Origin of the sequence: Salipaludibacillus neizhouensis (assembly GCF_002886185.1) — a bacterium.
Taxonomy (GTDB): domain Bacteria; phylum Bacillota; class Bacilli; order Bacillales; family Salisediminibacteriaceae; genus Salipaludibacillus; species Salipaludibacillus neizhouensis.
Genome location: NZ_KZ614146.1, coordinates 2,693,166 through 2,713,222, shown reverse-complemented (window position 1 = coordinate 2,713,222; position 20,057 = coordinate 2,693,166). Strand labels below are relative to the sequence as shown.

Below are 20,057 nucleotides of genomic sequence, written 5' to 3'. Positions count from 1 at the left end.
ATTTATTAAAGGAGTGATGGATTGGATTTTTCATTTACTAAAGAGCAGGAAATGGTTCGAGAAATGGTGCGTGATTTTGCGCAAAAGGAAATAGCTCCGATTGCAGATGAAATTGATCGGACGGGAAGGTTTCCAATTGAGGTTTTCGAGAAAATCGGTAAGCTAGGCCTTTTAGGAATTCCTTTTCCTGAAAAATATGGAGGAGCGGGAGGCGATACAACTTCCTATATTTTAGCTGTTGAAGAAATAGGGAAAATTTGCGGTTCTACCGGACTAAGTTTTGCAGCTGCGGTATCACTGGGTGCTTCGCCTATTTATGCTTTTGGTACAGAGGAACAGAAACAACAGCATTTAATTCCCTTGGCTAAGGGGGAAAGTTTGGGTGCATTTGGATTAACGGAACCAAATGCAGGGTCAGACGCGGGAGGAACGAAAACAAAAGCTGTATTTATGAGAGATAGGTATGTATTAAATGGCGAAAAATGTTGGATTACTAATGCGAGTTTTGCAAGGACTGTCATTGTTACAGCAGTGAATGGGATCGATGAACAAGGTAAAAAGAAAATATCTGCCTTTATTGTACCTACCGAAACGAAAGGTTTAACAATAAAAAGTAATTATCAAAAAATGGGCGTTAAGGGATCAAATACGACTGAGTTGGTGCTTAAGGATGTCGAGGTTCCGACAGAAAATATTCTCGGTGACCCCGAAAAAGGGTTTCACCAATTTTTGTCTACATTAGATGGTGGCAGAATTTCGATTGCAGCATTGGCATTAGGAATAGGAAGAGCAGCATATGAAGCAGCTTTGAAATACAGTCAGGAACGAAAACAGTTTAATAAACCAATAGGCAGCTTTCAAGCGATTCAATTTAAATTAGCGGATATGGCGATGGAACTAGAAGTTGCGAGCAATATAATTTATAAAGCAGCGTGGTTAAAAGACAACAATAAACCATTTAAAAAAGAAGCAGCGATGGCAAAACTTTTCGCGTCGGAAGCCGCTACCAGAACATGCAACCAATCTTTGCAAATTCACGGAGGCTATGGCTACATGAGAGAATATCGGATTGAGCGGTATTTACGAGATGCAAAGTTAATGGAAATAGGGGAGGGAACTTCTGAAATCCAACGGTTAGTCATTGCCCGGGAAATAGGATGTCCAAGGTCATAAGGGAGGTTAGAAATGATCACAAAAATATTGATTGCTAATCGAGGCGAAATTGCATGTAGGATTATTAAAACGTGTAAGAGGCTGGATATCCAAACAGTAGCTTTATTTTCAGAAGCAGATCGAACTAGTCTTCATGCGTCACAAGCAGATGAAAGCTTTTTAGTCGGAGGATCCCGAGTAAGTGAAAGTTATTTAAATCAATTGAAAATTATTGAGATTGCGAAACAATGCAAAGCTGGCGCGATCCATCCCGGGTATGGACTTCTAGCGGAAAATGCCACTTTTGCAAAATTGGTTCGAGATACAGGGATCATTTTTATTGGACCTTCGGAAGAAGTAATTGAAAAAATGGGTGATAAAATTCAAGCGAGGGAAATGATGGGAAATGCGGGATTACCTGTTATCCCGGGAATGAATTTGATTAATCTAGAAGAAAAAACAATCAAAGTAGCAGCAGACAAAGTCGGCTATCCCTTGATGGTAAAAGCAGCAGCAGGTGGCGGCGGAATCGGGATGCAAAAAGTGGAGCGTGAGGATGACATCATGAAAGCAGTTTCTTCGGTTGTGAAACGAGCGGAGAGATTCTTTGCAGATTCTACCATTTATATCGAAAAATATATTGAAAATCCCCGCCATATCGAGGCACAAATTGCCGGGGACATATTTGGGGAAATAGTTGCGGTAGGAAGTCGTGATTGCTCGATTCAACGACGGCACCAAAAAATCATGGAAGAAGCACCGCCTCCAAATTTTTCAGAACAAGCTAATAGACGACTCTTAGCGGAAGCAACCAAAGTAGGATCAACATTAAACTACTCAAATGTGGGAACAATTGAATTTTTAGTTGACGAGCATGAAAATAGTTATTTCTTAGAAATGAATACACGATTACAAGTAGAGCACCCAGTTACGGAAGAAACATTAGGAATAGATCTTGTTGAATGGCAAATTCGATTAGCAGAAAGTAATCGAATAGAGAATTTGAAATATAATAAAAAGAAAGCAACTCACGCAATGGAAGTTCGAATATGTGCGGAAGACCCTAAAACGTTTTTTCCGTCGCCTGGAACGATTAAAACGTGGTCGTTTCCAGAAATGGAGGGCATACGCTATGACTTTGGTGTAGAGGCTGGTACGAGCGTTACTCCTTATTACGATCCTATGATCGGCAAAGTAATCGCTTATGCTGCTTCAAGAAATAAGTGTATAGAATTACTGACTAGATGCTTAAAGGAATCTGCTGTTTCAGGGATTAAAACGAATGTACCAATGATTTTAGACGTACTGGAGGATCAACGATTCAAGCTTGGCGAAGTAACAACACATTTTGTGAACGAATAGTTATACATGGAAGAAGGGGTACTAATGAAAGCAATTAAATCAAATATGGCAGGGAGTGTTTGGAAAATCTTAGTATCGGTTGGTGATGAAGTGAATATAGGACAAGAAGTGATTATATTAGAGTCCATGAAAATGGAGATTCCGATTGTTTCGGAAGAAAAAGGAGTTGTAGATGACATCGTTGTAAATGAAGGCGCTTTCGTAGATGAGGATGTCGTTCTAGTAAGGTTGAAAGGTTAGGAGGGGGGGATGAATCTTCCATCGAGAGTGATTCTTAAAGAAGTAGGTCCACGAGATGGTTTGCAACATGAAAAGAGAAGTGTATCAATTGCTAATAAAGTGACGTGGATCAACATGTTGAGCGATAGTGGTTTACGTTACATTGAGTGTAGCTCTTTTGTCTCGTCATCCTGGATACCGGCACTGTCCGATGCAGAAGAAGTTTTCAAACAAATTAAGCGACACCCTGATGCCATCTATTGTGCCCTCGTACCAAATGTTAAGGGCATGGAACGTGCTTTAGCCAGCAATGTTGACGAACTCTCTGTATTTATATCTGCAAGTGGCACTCATAATCGAAAAAATATAAATAAATCAAAACAGGAAACGTATCCTGTATTGGATAAAGTAATTAAAGGGTCATTGGCTGAAAAGAAACGAGTTCGAGGATATATATCAATGGTATTTGGCTGCCCATATGAAGGGGAAATTGCGATTGATGAAGTGAAAAAAATTTGTGAGAAACTTTTTCATTTGGGAGTGTACGAAATATCATTAGGAGATACGATCGGGATTGCTCATCCAAAACAAGTAGAGAGATTATTAACGGAATTAAAGAATTATTTTGGCAGCCTTGACAACTTTGCATTACATTTTCATGACACGAGAGGTCTTGGGATAGCAAACTCACTTGTTGGTCTTCAAGCTGGCATACAAACCTTTGACGGTTCATTAGGAGGTTTAGGTGGGTGTCCTTATGCCAAGGGGGCAAGTGGTAATATCGCTACAGAAGATTTAGCTTTCATGTTAGAACAAATGGGTATCGCTACATTTATTCAACCGGAAGCATTAATGAATGCTGCAATCTTTATAGAAAAAGTTTTAAATCACAATCTCCCAAGTCATCAGTTAAATTTATATAAGAAGGGGGTGGATTCATGGAACTTATTCGCACAGAAGTAGTGGACCATATTGGAATAATTACATTGAATCGGCAAGAGGCGGCCAATGCTTTGTCCCACCAGTTACTACTTGAATTAAGGCAGCAACTAAACATTTGGAGTGAAGAAACGAAAATACGTGTTTTAATTATTACTGGGTCTGGAGAAAAGGTCTTCTCTGCAGGGGCAGATTTAAAAGAAAGGGTAGTAATGAATGAGGAACAAGTGCGCGACGCTGTATCAATGATTAGCAATACGATGTTTATCCTTCACGAATTCCCTAAACCAGTAATAGGCGCAATTAATGGGATCGCAATCGGAGGAGGATTTGAACTAGCTCTGGCATGTGATTTAAGAGTTGCCTCGGAAAATGCAAGCTTTGCTCTCACTGAAACAAGTTTAGGCATCATTCCTGGGGCAGGTGGAACGCAGCTTCTGCCTAAAATTATCGGTATTCATAAGGCAAAGGAAATGGTATTTACGGGGAAACGCTTGTCTGCTCAAGAAGCTTTGCAAGAAGGTTTAGTGCTAAAGGTAACGTACCGTAAAGAATTAGTCGATGCAGCGATGGATTTAGCCTATGACATTGCTCAGAGGGCACCGTTAGCAAACTACCAAGCAAAAATAGCAATGAGTAAAGCTTTAGAGACATCTTTAGAGAGAGGTATGGATTTAGAAAGGGAAGCATATGAAGAAATTATTTCTACAAAAGACCGGTTAGAAGGGCTAGCAGCATTTCAAGAAAAACGTCCTGCGAAATTTACCGGTGAATAAATGAAGGGAATGAATGATAGGAGTGACTGTATGGAACTCAATCATGACTGGTTTAAACGAGTAAAAAGAATTGAAGCGGGTGGAGCGGATAAATATCATGAAGCTAATGAAGCGAAAGGGAAGTTATTCGTCAGGAAAAGATTAGCCCTTTTATTTGATAACGGCGACTGGATAGAAGACGGAAAATTTGCGAATGAAGTTGTCGGTACATTACCGGCGGATGGGGTAGTAACAGCGACCGGAAAGGTACTAGGAAGAACTGTTTGCGTGATGGCAAACGATTCCACAGTGAAAGCTGGTTCATGGGGAGAGAAAACAGTAGAAAAAATCATTCGTATCCAAGAGACAGCTGAAAAATTAATGGTACCACTTTTTTACCTTGTAGATTCGGCAGGAGCGAGAATTACTGACCAAATCGAGATGTTTCCGAATAGAAGAGGGGCAGGGCGGATTTTTTATAATCAAGTAAAACTCTCTGGAGTGATTCCCCAGGTTTGTTTATTGTTTGGTCCTTCAGCAGCGGGTGGAGCTTATATCCCTGCATTTTGTGATGTTGTCATGATGGTAGAAGGCAATGCCTCTATGTATTTAGGTTCTCCACGGATGGCAGAAATGGTTATTGGAGAAAAGGTTTCTCTGGAAGAAATGGGTGGAGCAAAGATGCATTGTTCCATTTCAGGCTGTGGGGATGTTTTAGTTAAAACAGAAGAAGAGGCAATCCAGAGAGCTAAAACGTATATTTCTTATTTTCCACAGAATTTCAGACAATTTCCAGAAGCGATTCTTTCGCATGCAGCGCGAAAGATGGATAAAAGTTTAGAGAAGCTAATACCAATCAATCAAAATGCTCCATTCGACATGAAGGAATTTATAAGTGGCTTGATTGACGAAGAAAGTTTCTTTGAAATGAAGGAACTGTTTGCAAAGGAAATAATTACTGGATTTGCAAGAATGGATGGTAAAGCTTTAGGAATCATTGCCAATCAGCCAAAACAAAAAGGTGGTGTATTATTTCAAGACTCTGCTGATAAAGCCGCTCGTTTTATTCAGTTGTGTGATGCTTTTCAAATCCCATTATTATTCTTAGCAGATGTACCTGGTTTTATGATAGGGACGAAGGTAGAGAAAGCTGGGATTATTCGGCATGGAGCGAAAATGATTGCAGCAATGGCGGAAGCATCTGTTCCGAAAATTTCTGTCATTGTACGGAAAGCTTATGGCGCAGGTTTATATGCCATGGCAGGAGCGGCATTTGAACCCGATTGTTGCATAGCTCTTCCGTCAGCACAAATAGCGGTGATGGGTCCTGAAGCAGCTGTTAATGCTGTCTATGCAAATACAATTCAATCTTTGCCGGAAGCGGATAGGTCCTCTTTTATTCAAAAGAAAAGAAAAGAATACGAAGAAGACATTGATATTTATAGGCTAGCATCTGAATTGATTGTTGATGATGTGGTTTTAGCAAATGAATTGAGGACTAATTTAATTTCCCGTTTTGAGTTATACCAATCAAAAGAAAGCTCATTTTCTGTGAGAAAACATCCTGTGTACCCGGTGTAATAGAAAGAGGAGGAATTGAATAATGAAAGAAATTTATCATTCTTTTTCAGACGCTGTAGAAAGTATAAACAATGGTGCAACTCTTTTGGTTGGAGGATTCGGTTTGTGTGGAATTCCGGAAAACTTGATTAAAGCTTTGAGAGAAAAAGGAGTTAAAAATCTCACAGTTGTGTCAAATAACTGTGGAATAGATGATTGGGGTCTGGGACTTTTATTAGAAAACAAGCAAATTGATAAAATATTAGCTTCATATGTTGGCGAAAATAAAGAATTTGAAAGACAAGTGATTGCCGGAGAGTTAGAAGTTGAACTAGTTCCACAAGGAACGTTGGCTGAAAGGCTTCGTGCTGGAGGAGCAGGTATTCCGGCTTTTTATACACCAGCTGGAGTTGGAACAAAAATTGCAGAAGGTAAAGAGACTCGAATCTTCGAAGGAAAGGAATATTTATTAGAAAAAGCAATAAATGGTGATTTTAGCTTGGTTCGAGCTTATCAAGGAGATTCATTCGGTAATTTAGTTTACCGTAAAACCGCGCAAAACTTTAATCCAATTATTGCTGCTGCTGGCAGGGTAACAATTGCCGAGGTAGAACATTTAGTAAATCCTGGACAACTAAATCCCGCATTCATTCATACTCCTAGTATTTATGTAAATAAAATTATTCAAGGCACACAAGAAAAAAGAATTGAAAGAAAAACCTTGAAGGAAGTATAAGAATGGAGGTCGTTTGATGAGTAAAGACCGAAAAGCAATGAGAGAGATGATTGCGAGGCGGGCAGAAAAAGAAATTCAGGACGGGAATTATGTAAACCTTGGCATTGGCATGCCCACAATGGTGGCTAATTATATCTCAGAAAATAAACAAGTGATGTTACAATCTGAGAATGGTCTGTTAGGTATTGGACCGTACCCTACAGAGGAAGAATTAGATGCTGACTTAATTAATGCAGGAAAAGAAACGGTGACTGCAATAAATGGATCAGCGTATTTTAACAGCGCAGAATCGTTTGCGATGATTCGTGGCGGTAATATCGATATTGCGATACTCGGAGCAATGGAAGTAGCCGAAAACGGAGATCTAGCTAATTGGATGATTCCCGGAAAAATGATTAAAGGTATGGGTGGCGCGATGGATTTAGTACATGGGGCACAAAGAGTTGTTATTATTATGGAGCACGTTAATCGTGATGGAGGATTTAAAATTTTAAAATCGTGTAAACTTCCTTTAACAGGAAAAGCTGTTGTTAACCGTATTATCACTGAACGAGCAGTAATAGATATAACGGCAAATGGACTTAAATTAATTGAAATACTTGATAAAAGCTCATTTGAGGATATTCAATCTGTGACGGAACCAGTTTTATTGAATCAAACTAAGTGAGCAGGATGCAATTTATGTTGGCCATGCTCTGACAAGGAGTGTGGTTTTCTTTTATGCAATAATTTTTTTCTAAATATTGTTAGGTTTTTTTATACATAGCATCCTCGTATTGAAACACACTATGTTTACGATAGGAGGTGAGAAACATGGCAAGTAACAATAACAGCTCAAATCAACTTGTAGTACCAGGCGTACAACAAGCATTGGATCAAATGAAGTATGAAATTGCACAGGAGTTTGGGGTTAACTTAGGTGCAGATGCAACTTCTAGATCAAATGGTTCAGTTGGTGGAGAGATCACGAAACGTTTAGTGCAAATGGCTGAACAGCAATTCGGAGGTCAACAACAGTAATTAACTTAATAAAATGACTAACGGGGAATAGATGCGTCTATTCCCCGACTTTTACATACAAAGAGGGTGCCTCAAAAGATCTATTTATCTTTTGAGGCACCCTCTATAATTATTATGGTTTAATACGTTGTTCTGTTTCAGGGTCAAAGAAATGACACTTATTCATATCAAAAGCAAGCTTCATTTCGTTACCACTTGTAACATCGGTACGAGAATCAACTCGAGCAATAAAATCTTGATCCTCTACTTTAGAGTATAGGAATGATTCTGCCCCCATTAATTCGGCAACATCAATCGTAGCCGTAAATTGAGAATTCTCAGTTGCATCTAGGAATACCGGCTCATCATGGATATCTTCAGGACGGATTCCAAGGATTAGTTCTTTATTATTATATTTCTCAAGAGATTTCAGCTTTCCAACTGGTACTTTTACTGGGAATTCTCCTAGATAGAAATTTCCATCTTTTAATTTACCAGTTAAGAAGTTCATGGAAGGAGAACCAATAAATCCACCTACGAAAACATTGTCCGGATAATCATAAATTTGTTTAGGCACACCAACTTGTTGAATAAAACCGTCTTTCATAACAACCATTCTCGTTGCCATTGTCATGGCTTCTGTTTGGTCGTGTGTTACATAGATTGTTGTTGTTTGAAGACGTTTGTGCAACTTGGTAATTTCCGCACGCATTTGCACTCGAAGTTTTGCATCCAAGTTGGATAAAGGCTCATCCATCAAGAATACTTTTGGATTTCGAACGATTGCACGTCCAAGAGCAACACGTTGACGTTGACCACCAGACATTGCTTTTGGTTTACGATCAAGCATTTCTGTTAATCCAAGAATTTGAGCCGCGTCACGAACACGCTTATCAATGTCTTCTTTTTTGAACTTACGAAGTTTAAGGCCGAAAGCCATGTTCTCATAAACGTTCATATGAGGATAAAGTGCATAGTTTTGGAAAACCATCGCAATATTTCTGTCTTTAGGAGCTACATCGTTTACTTTGTCTTCCCCGATGTAAAGAGAACCACGTGAAATATCTTCCAATCCAGCTACCATTCTGAGTGTAGTTGATTTACCGCAACCAGATGGACCTACGAAAACGATAAATTCCTTGTCTTCTACATCAAGTTTAAAATCTGTAACCGCCTGTACATCACCATCATAAATTTTATAAATACTGTCAAATTTAATATCTGCCATGAAAAAACCCTCCAAAAAATTTAATATCACCTTTATAACTGTTTTTAGTTTACCGTGAAAAGGTTTTCAAGGCTATTGTAACCGTGCACAAAAATTGGACAAAGTTTTTGTGCACATTGCAAGCGATTTCAAATTAGTACTAATTAAGGAATGCATCTCCGCTCAAGCTATGTCGTGGGAGAGGCATCCTGATCTCATAAAAAAGCAGCAAACTTTTTCCAAAGAGTTATTCAGCTAATTAAATCTATTCGTTTTTGAGAGAATTAAAAGACAAAAGCATAAAATAAACAGCTACCGCATTTGGGAATTGTTTAATGTCAATGGATGTTTTTTCAATAAATTTATCTACTCGATATTGCAAAGTATTACGGTGCATGAACATTTTCTTGGCTGCAAGACTGGTATTCATATTACATTCCAAATAGGTTTTTACGGATTGTAATAGACTGCGGTCATCTCTAACAGGATCTAGCATAGACAAGATAAATTGAATGGTGTCAGGAGACGCATCATCTAACAAGAGGTAAGTGGTTACATCCTGCTCGATAAAATAGGATCTTGAGGGGTGTGTTCTTTTTACAAGAGAATATGCTTTATTTTCCCAATCATATTGCTGGATTAAACTGGAGGTATCTGGCACAGAAGAACCAACATACAATGATACTTTGACATAGAAGTCACTTGCTATTGTGTCGACAATTGATTCTAAGGCGATGGACTCATCCATTTCAGAGTCCACTTGTTGAAGCAGGAAACCATCTGTCGCCGTTTTCCAAACTAGTGAAAGGCTGGCAGGGAACAAGCCCTTCATCGCCTCTGAGAAATCACTTCTATCGCCAACATCACCTAGTACAGAAAAATGAATGCATCGAATCGGAAAATAAAGATAACCTTCTGTATTCATTTCTTTTTTTTCAATTAAGAGTTCATAAAATTTTTGATCTTGCGAGTTATGTAAAGGAATATGTCCTTCGATAACCTGGAACAATGCTCTTAATAAAGATATTTCTTGATCGCTTAATAATGACTTGTCTAAAATAAGCTGGCCATTTTCCTTCTCAGGAAAACTGACAATGAATTGCCTTTCGACAGGAAGGTTAAAAGAAGAGATTGCATGGGAATAATGGTGTTTAAGTTGGTCAAACATGATAGTATGTTCCTTTCTATGAATGATCTTCGTAAACATGATACAACATTAAGTCATGAACACACGATTCTAAAAATGTCTTATCTTCTGTAGTGATACTGGAAGGGTGTATCCATGTTATCTCACCATTTTTAAAGTATTTGCCCTTATATTTATTTTTTTTATAGAAGAATGTAAATTCCCATTCTTGATTAATCATGTTATTTTTAATTTCTTTTAGTTGGAAATGGGTGATCACTCGACATTCCTCCAATTAATTATGTAAGCTTAGGGAGTTGCATCATGATAATAATAGTACCATGAAGAATGGCTCGTTGGAAGATGAATGGAACGTGGAGTTTTGAATTACTGAGTTAGGGAATGGGAAATATAAGGATAGGTAAAGAGAGGGATAGACATGACTAATGATTTATTACTTATTGGGGTTCTTATTATCATAGGAGCAATCATTGGTGGTGGAACGAACATTATTGCGATTCGTATGTTATTTCGTCCTTATGAGGCCAAATACATTGGATCATTTAAACTTCCATTCACACCTGGGTTAATACCCAAAAGAAGATCAGAAATAGCAATTAGCCTTGGGAAAACAGTCGAGGACCATTTAGTTACCCCTGAAGGCATCCAGGAAAAATTAAAGGACGGTCTTTTATTAAAGGAAGCAGAGGACCGACTCTCTTTGGCTGTAAAAGAATTACTAAAAGAAGAATTAACTCTTGATGAATGGTTGGAGTTGCATTTAGATAAAAAGGATCAACTGAAAAACATTCGTCAATCGATTGAATTAGGACTTGAAACTAAGCTACTGGGATGGATAGAGGAATATAAAAATATCCCACTAAAAGAATCAGTTCCTAAACTATGGCATGAAAAAATTAATGCAACGATTCCCTCAATCTCAGCCAGTATTCTTAAGAAGACAGAAGAATATTTACACACCGATGAAGGAAGAGTTCAAATGGAAGAAATGGTTTCCCGTTTTTTTAATTCCCGAGGTGGCATTTCAAATATGCTTGGAAAAATGGCAAATCGATTTTCGCTATCGAGTGCCTTAACTAATGAATTGGTTCGTTTCTTAAACGAAAAGCATACGGAACAGCTTCTTACCAACTTGCTGCAAAAGGAGTGGGAGCAAGTTATTTCTAATTCTCCTTCCAACTATATAAGTGATGAGAATGTATCTACTAGAGTGCAGTCTCTCTCGAAAGCTGTAGTTGATCAGTTGCCTTTAGTTGGTGAGTGGGATAAGCCATTGGAAGTTTGGAGCCATCAATATGAAAAAATACTTCAAAAGACGGTAGTTCCTTATATGATGACTTCTGCTGCCACTATACTATCAAGATATATCAAATCCATTATAAAAAGAATTGGAATCAGGGAAATTGTAACGACGGAAGTAAATGGCTTCCCATTACAAAAGTTAGAGGAAATGCTTCTCGATATAGCAAAGAGGGAATTGAAATTAATTGCAGTTTTAGGTGCATTAATTGGAGCTTTAGTTGGGTTGGTTCAAGGAATAGTTATCGTTTTTTTCGTTTAATTTGATGCCAACGGATGAATTCGTTATTTATTCATGTTATAGTCTAATATGATTCTACATATGTGCGCTTAGGAAAATGAGATTTTGATTAGCTCGTGCATATAAAAACCTAAGGAGGAAATACACATGGCAAATCCATATGACAAAGCAAACGAACTAGCGAAAGAATTAAAAGAAAGCAGTGAGTTTACGCAACTACGAGAGCTTCATAACGAAGTTAACAAAGACGAAGTGGCTAAGCGTATGTTGGATAACTTCCGTCAAGTTCAAATGGAACTTCAACAAAAACAAATGCAAGGTGAGCAAATTACGGAAGATGAAATTCAAAATGCTCAGAAACAATTTGAGGTAGTGCAACAACATGAGATTATCTCGAAGTTGATGCAAGAAGAGCAAAAAATGAGCCAGCTCGTCAGTGAATTAAACAAAATTATTACAGAACCTTTAGAGGAACTGTATGGTGTTGATCCGCAAGAAGGACAACAGTAATAGTCATGAGGAAGACCTAAAGCAGGTGATGCTTTAGGTCTTTTTTTTAGTGTTAGAATATTTTGTCCTATTTTAACAGGTGTTTTTTAAATTCTTATTTCTTTGTTGTATGGTTTCGGATAGGTGTGTCCGAATCCGCTTTAGGTGGGGGGACGCTTCAAGGCTTGGTTCGTTCATGATGACACTCAGGTACTTTTAGTGTCAGGTTGATTTAATGACACTAGGAGCCCACCTCTCCTATGAGTGTAATTATGTAATGTCTTTAGTTACACTCAAACCCGCATAGACCCGGCAAGTGGAGCTTTCTCGATTTTTAGTGACATTCGAGGTCGGTCTACTATGCCCAGTTCACAAATACTTTCTCTAAGATCATTGAATTCAAGGAATCCGATTTCCAGGGAAAAATCTTATTTGATATTGGTTCCCTTGCTCAAGGAGGCTCGCGGATTATTCCTCCAAACAACCTTCAATGATAACAAAAGCAACAAAAGAGAAAAAGACACCAAGTTTTTTAAAGATTGCAATGCAGTTTACCTAATTTGTGTTATTTGAAAAAATTAGACAGACACTATTATATAGAAGATCCTTTTGTTCTATATCCTTGTCCTCGCTCATATATAGTATCAATCACGGGTACAAAGGGGAGGAACAACTATGGCATTTCGCTTATTAGCGTTAGACATCGATGGAACCCTTTTAAAATCGAATCATCGATTAACGAAGGATACAAAAGAAGCGATGGATTATGTAAAAAGTAAAGGTGTTTACATTACACTAGCAACAGGTAGGTCTTTTTTCTCGGCAAAAAAAGTAGCAAAATCATTAAAGTTAGAAGACCCATTTTTAATTACTCACCATGGGGCTTTTATGGCTAACGATGTTACAGAACCAATTTTTGAACGAAGAATTTCAGCAGAACAAGTGTATCAGATGGTGGACATCTTAGAGAATTATCATTGTCAATTAAAGGTATTTCATGAAAAGTATGCGATCTCGAATAAAACAAGAGTAAAGCAACCACTCATGGCTAAAGTAGGAATGCAAATGACAGACTCTCTATTCTACCCGATTCATTATATGGAGTCTCCGAGTAACAGACTTATCGACCACCCTATTAGTGCACTTAATATTCAGGCGAGATTTTGGAATGAAAAAGAGCAATTTGACGCATTTGAAGAGTTACAGGATACGGTTACAGGAGTAAAGATTACTTATACCGGAGATGGTGAACTTAACATTACAAATGAATTAGCATCAAAAGAGAATGCTTTGTTGAATTTAGGGAAACGACTTGGAATTAGACCGAATGAAATGGTTGCAGTGAGCTCAGATCATCGAGATATTGGGATGATATCTCAAGCCGGTTTAGGAGTAGCGATGGGTCATGCTGATAGTAACTTGAAAGAAACAGCGGAATGGGTCACGCGTTCCAACGATCAAGATGGTGTTTCTTACATGGTAAAAGAAGTATTTCGAAAACAACATAAATTGGAATATAACTAACTTACTAACTCAAGGAGTTGGAGATAGTTAGCAAGATCAAAATAAAAAGCCCCAAATGGTTGACCATTGTAACGAGGATCGCTAAACTTATAGAAGCATATTTATGGAGGAGAGCTTCTTACAATGGATGAACTGAAAACACAGGAAAAAGCTAATCAGGCAATTAAAGACCACAATGATGCAAGTGGCAATCTTTTTCTCTATTCTTTATTCGATTTCTCGTTTGATTACGATGAAAAAAAAGAACAGCTTAGTCTTCACACTCCTATTTCTGAATTGATGTATAATCCGGTTAAGTTTATTCACGGAGGTATCATTAGTTATATAGCTGATACGGCAATGGGACATCTATGTGCTGCGTTTACTGATAGACCAAGTGTTTCTTTGGAGTTGAAAACACAGTTTTTTCGAACTGCAACATCTGGCTCATTGACAGCATTAGCCTATTTCCTAAAAAAAGGGAGTAATGTCCAATTTGTAGAATGTACGATTCATGATGATAAAGATCGCCTATTAAGCAAAGTAACTGGTACGTTTTACTCAATAGAAGTATAAGCAAAAAAGTACCGACCCCCGAAAGTTAGAGTAGAAACTCTAACTTTCGGGGGTGTTTTTTATGGCCAAATATAGTGAAGAATTAGTAAGCTATGAAGAATTAAAAAGATGGATAGAAGAATATATCGACTGGTATAACAATGAACGAGCAAAAATAAAATTGGCCGGATTGAGTCCAGTCGAATACCGAACTCAATCCAGCCAATTAGCTGCATAAAAAAACTCTAACTTTTGGGGGGGGGGGAACCACCAAGGTGGTCTTTTTTTCTTGAGAGATAAGAAAATATATAAATTGACAACTCTCTTTATGCCACACGTATCAAGGGAAACCCAGCCCGAGCAGCAAATACACGCATTACAGAGGAACTACTCGGGGTGGCGAAAGCTCAAACTGTATTCAATAAAAGACGCTGCGCGTTTTTCTTATGGATGAAAATGAACTAGTCCTCCTGATGATTTTACGATTCTACTAGAATGATTCAGAAGTTCTTTTTCTTCAAGTTTTTTCATTCCTATTTCTTTTGCTTCATTATCGCTTGTTGCCTCTAAAGTTTCGTTTACTAGGTGTTCTCCAGCCTTACCAAATGCAGTTAAATAGTATTTAGACATCAAACTCCCACCCTTCAATAAAATCATATAATACTTATCCCTTTTTTAACAGATAAGAAAGTATAAGTTGACAGTTATCTTTACGCCACGCGTGTCAAGGGACCCACCTCCTTTCGAGTAGCACCTACACGCAGTACGTAGGTGCTACTCGGGGGGGAGCGAAAGAACACGTTGTATTTAATAAAATACGCTACGCGTTTTTCTTAGTCACAATTTGGGCTCCGGGTGAATAAACTGGGCAAAGAAGGAGGAGATTGAATGAGTACCCATAAAGATATGAGACAGCATTGTGAAGAACATATGCATCGTTATGTGCAGGTAACGACGAATGACAACCGATCATTTGATGGTATCGTTGAATCCGTAGATGAAGAAAATTTATATTTGGCAGTTCCAAATGGTGGAGGAGAAATAGCGGGAGGACCTCATGATTCAGCTGGTCAAGGCTTCGGTTATGGTTATTTTGGCCAGGGAGATGAGAGACAGTATTTCCCTGGGTATGGAGGTTATGGATATCCATATTATACACCGTATCCACAACCATATTATCCTTACTACAGACCACGAAGGTTTCAACGACTAATACTGCCTTTAGCTGCTTTAACAGCACTTTCTGTATTACCGTACTACTGGTAATCGTTAGAATGTTTTTTCTAGAGATTTTGCTTTTATTAACAAGGGCCTCGAATCTGATCTAGGTGGCTGCTTTCCACAGGCAACACTTCAGCCACCCCGGACAGAGGCTTTATATGGGGCTTTTTCAGATGGCGTTTTTCTACACTGTGTATGGGACGAAGTTTCTTTCGCTTATATACCACCCCTTTTAGAGGGATCAAGAAAGTGTATATTACTTTTTTGATCCCTCTTAATGATTTTAATACGAACATTTATTCTTATTATGATATAATTTTAGATAGAAAGGAGGAATATACATGGTTCGATTTATACATAGTGCGGATTTGCATTTAGGACGGTCGTTGAAAGCTTCATCTAATATGACGGATCCATTTATATATATGGCTTCACAAGCCACATACCATTCATTTGAGAAGCTTGTAACAGTTGCTATCAGTAAAAAGGTGGATTTTTTTCTAGTAAGCGGAGATATTTACGATGAGGAACAGCGATCAATAAAAGGTCAGTGGTTTTTCCGAAAACAAGCACTTCGACTTCAAAAAGAAAGTATTCCATTGTATATAATTCATGGTAATCATGATCCACTAGTATATAAGGATAACCTTATAAGCATGCCGGAGAATGTTCATATTTTTTCATCAAAGGTATCAAGTATGTTTTTGAAAACGGAAGCAAAGGAAGAAGTGTATATTTATGGCTTCAGTTATCCTCAGGTCGCTTACATGGAAAACCCTGTTCCCCTATATCAAAAAGAACGTAATAACGAGGCGTATCACATCGGTATGCTTCATGGTCAGGAAAGTGGACAGCTTGGACACGATCCATATGCCCCATTTACCGTCAGTAGTTTACTGGAGAAAGAATTTGATTATTGGGCATTAGGCCATGTTCACAAACGAGAGGTACTGACTGATAATCCACCTGTCGTTTATCCTGGGAATGTCCAAGGTTGCCATCGAAAGGAATCAGGTCCAAAGGGTGCCTATCTCGTAGAAATAACTAAAAAAGAGACTTCTCTTTCATTTATTGAAACTGCCCCAATTGCCTGGATGGAAATCCGTGTGTCTATTAATGGACTGCTTACGGTTGATGAACTGATTGATGAGGTTGGTGAGAGAATTCAGGCTCTTGAGGATACTAGAGCGTATATACTTTCTCTCGTAATTGATGGAAAAGGAAAACTCCATAAGCTATTAGGGAACTCAGAAAAAAGGAAAGAGTTATTCGAGCTTTTGATAGAAGAGTATTCTACTAATGATATGTCAATTGAAAAGTTACTCATTCAAACAAAATCAATTATCGACAAAGAAAGATGGCGCAATCAGGAACATCTTATTGGAGATATTATTCGAACGAATGAGGCTTTAACAGCAGATAACAGCGAAGTCAAGGAGCGGTTAGCAACTCTTTATGATCATCGGCATATACGCAATTATTTAGAACATCTATCCGATAAAGAGCAGCAGAAATTAGCAGAGGAAGCAGAGAATATCCTGTTAACGACATTAATAGGGGAGGAAGAAGCTCTGTGAAAATATTAAAGATATATATTTATGGATACGGGAAATTGGTAGACCAAGAGTGGAACTTGGAAGATGAAATGTTTTCGTTGTTTTATGGTGAAAATGAATCAGGAAAATCAACACTGATGGCCTTACTATTTGCTGTTTTCTTTGGGTTTCCTTCTAAAAAGGAGAATCAGTATATCCCCAGAAATTCAAATAATTATGGGGGATCTATTCTTATAAGAGATCTCGACCAAAGGGAAATATTCATCGAAAGAACTTCAGGAAAGTATCAAAAAGGAATCGTTCATATACAGTTTCCAGATGGCAGCACGGGAAGTGAACATGAACTGAATCAACTGTTAAAAGGTTTGGACTCCAATACATTTAAAGGAATTTTTCATTTTGGGTTAGATGGTCTTCAAGGGATAAATGAACTAGACCCGCAGCATTTAAATCAATACTTATATGATGCTAGTATGACGGGGGCTTCAGAATTAGCTAAATTGGAAAAACAACTTGAGCTTGAAAAAAATCGTTTATTTAAAAAAAGAGGGGTTAAACCTGAAATTAATGCTCTCACACAAGAGTTAAGCGAATTAGAAAAGAAAATAATCAAATGGGAAGAACGATTGGATCAATATGAATGTTTACAACAATCCATTCAAGTAAAAGAAGCAGCATTACTTGAACAAAAAGAAGAAAAAAAGAGAATTCAGGAGCAGTTACGTTGGTTGGACAAACGTATAACACTAAACCCGATTATAAGTGAATGGCATGCATACAGACAGGAAGGGAAAGACGAGGAAAATCTAGGTTTCCCTGTAGATGGGGTAAGGCGTCTTGAAGGACTAAATGAGAAAATACAAGAAGCTGACGTGAGGCTGTCAGTAGAGAAAGACCGATTAGCTGAATTAACAGATAAAAAGGAAATCTCATCGAAGGAATTATGTAACGATAAGAGTATTCGTGAAATGAAAGACCTGGAAAAACATCATATGTTTTATTCCAATTTGCTTGAGGATGCAAAATCACTTTCAGTGCTAAAAGAGGAGCTGTATTGTTATCAGAGAGCAATTGAAGAAGAATGGCCGACCATAGATAAACAGACTTTTGAAAAGGCTCAATACGATCCATATATGTTAGAACAATACGATGACATGAAAGAAAAATGGAGTCGCTTAAGGACAACAGAAGATAGACTGATTGATGAAGAGAAAAAGAAAAAACAAGAATTAAATATTACCGAACAACAATGGCAAATGGAAAGTGATAGTCTTTTATCAGATGAAATGCTTGAAAGATATAAGAAGCTCGAAAATAACGAAGATCAAAATTTTCAGGAAAAAGAGAAGGAACTTAAAAGTGAACAATTAAAATGGATAAAGGAAGAATGTAAAAGAAAGGAAGCCATAGGGAAAAGAAATAAAAAACTGTTTACAACCGGCGCTATTTTAACAATGTTAGCAGCGATAGCTACAACCATAAATGGGGAGTACATATTGTCTGTTTTCTTTTTTGTTGCAACAATACCGCTTGTTTTTGGGTTACGAAAGCCCCTGATAGATCGTTCTTTATTGGAACAAGTTGCACATCTTGAAAATGAGATCGAAATAATACAAGAGCAAGAAAGAACGACCTCAATAAATAATAGTTTAACCATAGATGTTTCACGACAATTAAATGAACATCATGAAAATCTTCGTAAAGTTAATGATTTGGGTACAAAAATGTTATTTATTAAGAAGCAATTAGAAGATTGGACACAAAATTGGATGGATTTGCAAGACGAGTGGAGGAATCTTGAAAGAGATATAAAGGAATGGAGTGAGGCGGCAAAACTCCCGGAAGGAAATGACATTTTATTTTACGGTAAGTTTCTCAATTCACTGAAGATATGGAATCAAAAAGCGAGAGAGATTGCAGATATAAGGAAAAAAGAACAGGGAATTTTAAATCAGATTAGCAAGTTCGAAGAGAGAGTAATGGAAATAGCAAAGACATTTTCCTTGTCGGAAAAAGCTTCGATGCCGTCCTTGTACAGAGAGATTTTAGTGATACTTGAGAATCAACAACAATGGAAAGAAACTAGTTTACGTGAAGAAGAAAAACTAGTGTCACTAAACGATGTAATAAGTGAATTAGAAAAAGAAAAACATCTATATGTTGCAAAAGTAGATAGCTTACTATATCAAGCTCATGTTGATACTGAAGAAGCTTTTCGGGAAAAAGGTATGAAAGCTGAGCTATACAATATAAACAAATCAAAAGAGAAAGAACTCTGGGTTCAAATAGTTACCATAGTACCTGATGAGTCTAAAAGAGTACTTTTAATAGAGGATATTATTCACCGTGACAGAGATGATAATGAAGAACAAAAAGTTTTGAGTGAAGACGTAACACGTATTGATCAGGAAACGAATCAATTGCATGCTGATTTGTCTTACCAGATAAACGAGTTAAAATATCTTGAAGAAGATGGAACATATGAGGAACAAAAACAAAAATACACGATGATCAAACAAAAGTTAAATGACTATGCGAAGGAATGGGTCGTATTAGAGACCGGCGCAATGATGATTGAAAAAGTAAAAGATATTTATGAAAAAGAGCGACAACCTAAAGTGTTAAAAAAGGCACAAGACTTTTTTAGCAGACTAACGTCAGAAGAATATACTTATTTATTTGCTCCTATAGGTGAAAAACGATTTGTAGTTGAAAGAAATGACGGTCAGCGATTTGAACCGACACAACTTAGCAGAGGGACCTGTGAAATGCTTTATTTATCTATTCGATTAGGACTTGCTCTTGAAGATAGTTCAAGAGAGCAATTCCCGCTGTTTTTAGATGAAACATTTGTTAATATGGATAAACAACGAAGGATAAACGTCTGGAGTTTATTAGAAGAAATTTCAATAGAACGTCAAATTTTTTATTTTTCTTGTCATGAACATATATTAAACGAAATAAATGATTATAAAGCTCCTGGTTTTTTACAGGCATTCAATTAAGTTTATATTGAGTCTTGTTTGCGCAGTACTTGAATGTAAGCCCTTTTAATAAAAGGAATCTTTTGGTAAAGTTAGCTGAATACCCTATAAAGCGGATAGGACGAAGTTGGAG

21 protein-coding genes are annotated in these 20,057 nt (G+C 37.5%); 17 read left to right on the top strand and 4 right to left on the bottom strand.

Features of this window, described 5'->3' with window-relative positions; all coding sequences use genetic code 11:
- The first annotated feature begins 21 nt into the window (after window positions 1–21).
- From CEF18_RS12895 to CEF18_RS12855, 9 genes are all read left to right on the top strand, one after another.
- Complete coding sequence (locus CEF18_RS12895) at window positions 22–1,173, top strand: acyl-CoA dehydrogenase family protein (protein ID WP_110936855.1); 1,152 nt, start codon at window positions 22–24, stop codon at window positions 1,171–1,173.
- A gap of 12 nt (window positions 1,174–1,185) precedes the next feature.
- Complete coding sequence (locus CEF18_RS12890) at window positions 1,186–2,514, top strand: acetyl-CoA carboxylase biotin carboxylase subunit (protein ID WP_110936854.1); 1,329 nt, start codon at window positions 1,186–1,188, stop codon at window positions 2,512–2,514.
- Window positions 2,515–2,538: 24 nt separating this feature from the next.
- A complete protein-coding gene (locus CEF18_RS12885) occupies window positions 2,539–2,754 on the top strand; it encodes an acetyl-CoA carboxylase biotin carboxyl carrier protein subunit (protein ID WP_110936853.1) in 216 nt (71 codons plus the stop codon).
- A 9-nt stretch (window positions 2,755–2,763) separates the two neighbouring features.
- Window positions 2,764–3,696: a hydroxymethylglutaryl-CoA lyase gene (locus CEF18_RS12880; RefSeq protein WP_110936852.1), complete on the top strand. Its 933-nt coding sequence runs from the start codon at window positions 2,764–2,766 to the stop codon at window positions 3,694–3,696.
- Window positions 3,672–4,448, top strand: a complete 777-nt coding sequence (locus tag CEF18_RS12875) for an enoyl-CoA hydratase-related protein (RefSeq protein ID WP_110936851.1) — start codon at window positions 3,672–3,674, stop codon at window positions 4,446–4,448. Before CEF18_RS12880 ends, CEF18_RS12875 begins: the two co-directional genes overlap by 25 nt.
- 30 nt (window positions 4,449–4,478) lie before the next feature.
- Window positions 4,479–6,008, top strand: a complete 1,530-nt coding sequence (locus CEF18_RS12870; protein WP_110936850.1) for an acyl-CoA carboxylase subunit beta — start codon at window positions 4,479–4,481, stop codon at window positions 6,006–6,008.
- Between the two features lie 22 nt (window positions 6,009–6,030).
- The gene (locus CEF18_RS12865; RefSeq protein WP_110936849.1) at window positions 6,031–6,723 is read left to right on the top strand and encodes a CoA transferase subunit A; all 693 of its coding nucleotides are present in this window, start codon (window positions 6,031–6,033) and stop codon (window positions 6,721–6,723) included.
- Window positions 6,724–6,739: 16 nt separating this feature from the next.
- Window positions 6,740–7,390: a 3-oxoacid CoA-transferase subunit B gene (locus CEF18_RS12860; protein ID WP_110936848.1), complete on the top strand. Its 651-nt coding sequence runs from the start codon at window positions 6,740–6,742 to the stop codon at window positions 7,388–7,390.
- 146 nt (window positions 7,391–7,536) lie between these two features.
- Window positions 7,537–7,743 carry an alpha/beta-type small acid-soluble spore protein gene (locus CEF18_RS12855; protein WP_110936847.1) on the top strand — a complete coding sequence of 69 codons (207 nt, stop codon included), beginning with the start codon at window positions 7,537–7,539 and terminating at the stop codon, window positions 7,741–7,743.
- A 112-nt stretch (window positions 7,744–7,855) separates the two neighbouring features.
- Here the strand turns inward: CEF18_RS12855 and CEF18_RS12850 are convergent, their stop codons facing one another.
- From CEF18_RS12850 to CEF18_RS12840, 3 genes are all read right to left on the bottom strand, one after another.
- The gene (locus tag CEF18_RS12850; RefSeq protein ID WP_110936846.1) at window positions 7,856–8,950 is read right to left on the bottom strand and encodes an ABC transporter ATP-binding protein; all 1,095 of its coding nucleotides are present in this window, start codon (window positions 8,948–8,950) and stop codon (window positions 7,856–7,858) included.
- A gap of 244 nt (window positions 8,951–9,194) precedes the next feature.
- Window positions 9,195–10,097: a PucR family transcriptional regulator gene (locus CEF18_RS12845; RefSeq protein ID WP_183040869.1), complete on the bottom strand. Its 903-nt coding sequence runs from the start codon at window positions 10,095–10,097 to the stop codon at window positions 9,195–9,197.
- Window positions 10,098–10,113: 16 nt separating this feature from the next.
- The gene (locus CEF18_RS12840; RefSeq protein ID WP_110936844.1) at window positions 10,114–10,335 is read right to left on the bottom strand and encodes a DUF5342 family protein; all 222 of its coding nucleotides are present in this window, start codon (window positions 10,333–10,335) and stop codon (window positions 10,114–10,116) included.
- A gap of 159 nt (window positions 10,336–10,494) precedes the next feature.
- Here CEF18_RS12840 and CEF18_RS12835 point away from each other — a divergent pair, with 159 nt between their 5' ends.
- The 5 genes from CEF18_RS12835 (at window position 10,495) to CEF18_RS12815 (ending at window position 14,401) form a co-directional block, all read left to right on the top strand.
- A complete protein-coding gene (locus tag CEF18_RS12835) occupies window positions 10,495–11,637 on the top strand; it encodes a DUF445 domain-containing protein (protein ID WP_110936843.1) in 1,143 nt (380 codons plus the stop codon).
- 126 nt (window positions 11,638–11,763) lie between these two features.
- Window positions 11,764–12,126 carry a YlbF/YmcA family competence regulator gene (locus CEF18_RS12830; RefSeq protein ID WP_110936842.1) on the top strand — a complete coding sequence of 121 codons (363 nt, stop codon included), beginning with the start codon at window positions 11,764–11,766 and terminating at the stop codon, window positions 12,124–12,126.
- A 654-nt stretch (window positions 12,127–12,780) separates the two neighbouring features.
- Window positions 12,781–13,629 (top strand): HAD family hydrolase, encoded by an 849-nt coding sequence (locus CEF18_RS12825; protein WP_110936841.1) that lies wholly within the window; start codon window positions 12,781–12,783, stop codon window positions 13,627–13,629.
- A 123-nt stretch (window positions 13,630–13,752) separates the two neighbouring features.
- On the top strand, window positions 13,753–14,184 hold the full coding sequence (locus CEF18_RS12820; RefSeq protein WP_110936840.1) for a PaaI family thioesterase: 432 nt from the start codon (window positions 13,753–13,755) through the stop codon (window positions 14,182–14,184).
- 52 nt (window positions 14,185–14,236) lie between these two features.
- Window positions 14,237–14,401 carry an IS3 family transposase gene (locus CEF18_RS12815; protein WP_407690396.1) on the top strand — a complete coding sequence of 55 codons (165 nt, stop codon included), beginning with the start codon at window positions 14,237–14,239 and terminating at the stop codon, window positions 14,399–14,401.
- A gap of 206 nt (window positions 14,402–14,607) precedes the next feature.
- Here CEF18_RS12815 and CEF18_RS12810 read toward each other — a convergent pair whose 3' ends face one another.
- On the bottom strand, window positions 14,608–14,793 hold the full coding sequence (locus tag CEF18_RS12810) for a YhzD family protein (RefSeq protein WP_110936838.1): 186 nt from the start codon (window positions 14,791–14,793) through the stop codon (window positions 14,608–14,610).
- Between the two features lie 258 nt (window positions 14,794–15,051).
- On the opposite strand from CEF18_RS12810, the gene CEF18_RS27035 reads away from it, so the two are divergent.
- The 3 genes from CEF18_RS27035 (at window position 15,052) to CEF18_RS12795 (ending at window position 19,945) form a co-directional block, all read left to right on the top strand.
- The gene (locus CEF18_RS27035) at window positions 15,052–15,429 is read left to right on the top strand and encodes a hypothetical protein (RefSeq protein ID WP_110936837.1); all 378 of its coding nucleotides are present in this window, start codon (window positions 15,052–15,054) and stop codon (window positions 15,427–15,429) included.
- A 296-nt stretch (window positions 15,430–15,725) separates the two neighbouring features.
- Entirely contained in the window at window positions 15,726–16,961 is a 1,236-nt protein-coding gene (locus tag CEF18_RS12800; RefSeq protein WP_110936836.1) for a metallophosphoesterase family protein, read from the top strand.
- Entirely contained in the window at window positions 16,958–19,945 is a 2,988-nt protein-coding gene (locus CEF18_RS12795; RefSeq protein ID WP_183040870.1) for an ATP-binding protein, read from the top strand. The genes CEF18_RS12800 and CEF18_RS12795 overlap by 4 nt, the downstream gene beginning before the upstream one ends.
- Window positions 19,946–20,057 lie beyond the last annotated feature (112 nt).

Coding starts and splice junctions, on each gene's coding strand:
- CEF18_RS12890 (WP_110936854.1), top strand. CDS start 1,186: ATGATCACAAAAATATTGATTGCTAATCGAGGCGAAATTGCATGTAGG.
- CEF18_RS12885 (WP_110936853.1), top strand. CDS start 2,539: ATGAAAGCAATTAAATCAAATATGGCAGGGAGTGTTTGGAAAATCTTA.
- CEF18_RS12880 (WP_110936852.1), top strand. CDS start 2,764: ATGAATCTTCCATCGAGAGTGATTCTTAAAGAAGTAGGTCCACGAGAT.
- CEF18_RS12875 (WP_110936851.1), top strand. CDS start 3,672: ATGGAACTTATTCGCACAGAAGTAGTGGACCATATTGGAATAATTACA.
- CEF18_RS12870 (WP_110936850.1), top strand. CDS start 4,479: ATGGAACTCAATCATGACTGGTTTAAACGAGTAAAAAGAATTGAAGCG.
- CEF18_RS12865 (WP_110936849.1), top strand. CDS start 6,031: ATGAAAGAAATTTATCATTCTTTTTCAGACGCTGTAGAAAGTATAAAC.
- CEF18_RS12860 (WP_110936848.1), top strand. CDS start 6,740: ATGAGTAAAGACCGAAAAGCAATGAGAGAGATGATTGCGAGGCGGGCA.
- CEF18_RS12855 (WP_110936847.1), top strand. CDS start 7,537: ATGGCAAGTAACAATAACAGCTCAAATCAACTTGTAGTACCAGGCGTA.
- CEF18_RS12850 (WP_110936846.1), bottom strand. CDS start 8,950: ATGGCAGATATTAAATTTGACAGTATTTATAAAATTTATGATGGTGAT.
- CEF18_RS12845 (WP_183040869.1), bottom strand. CDS start 10,097: ATGTTTGACCAACTTAAACACCATTATTCCCATGCAATCTCTTCTTTT.
- CEF18_RS12835 (WP_110936843.1), top strand. CDS start 10,495: ATGACTAATGATTTATTACTTATTGGGGTTCTTATTATCATAGGAGCA.
- CEF18_RS12830 (WP_110936842.1), top strand. CDS start 11,764: ATGGCAAATCCATATGACAAAGCAAACGAACTAGCGAAAGAATTAAAA.
- CEF18_RS12825 (WP_110936841.1), top strand. CDS start 12,781: ATGGCATTTCGCTTATTAGCGTTAGACATCGATGGAACCCTTTTAAAA.
- CEF18_RS12820 (WP_110936840.1), top strand. CDS start 13,753: ATGGATGAACTGAAAACACAGGAAAAAGCTAATCAGGCAATTAAAGAC.
- CEF18_RS12810 (WP_110936838.1), bottom strand. CDS start 14,793: ATGTCTAAATACTATTTAACTGCATTTGGTAAGGCTGGAGAACACCTA.
- CEF18_RS27035 (WP_110936837.1), top strand. CDS start 15,052: ATGAGTACCCATAAAGATATGAGACAGCATTGTGAAGAACATATGCAT.
- CEF18_RS12800 (WP_110936836.1), top strand. CDS start 15,726: ATGGTTCGATTTATACATAGTGCGGATTTGCATTTAGGACGGTCGTTG.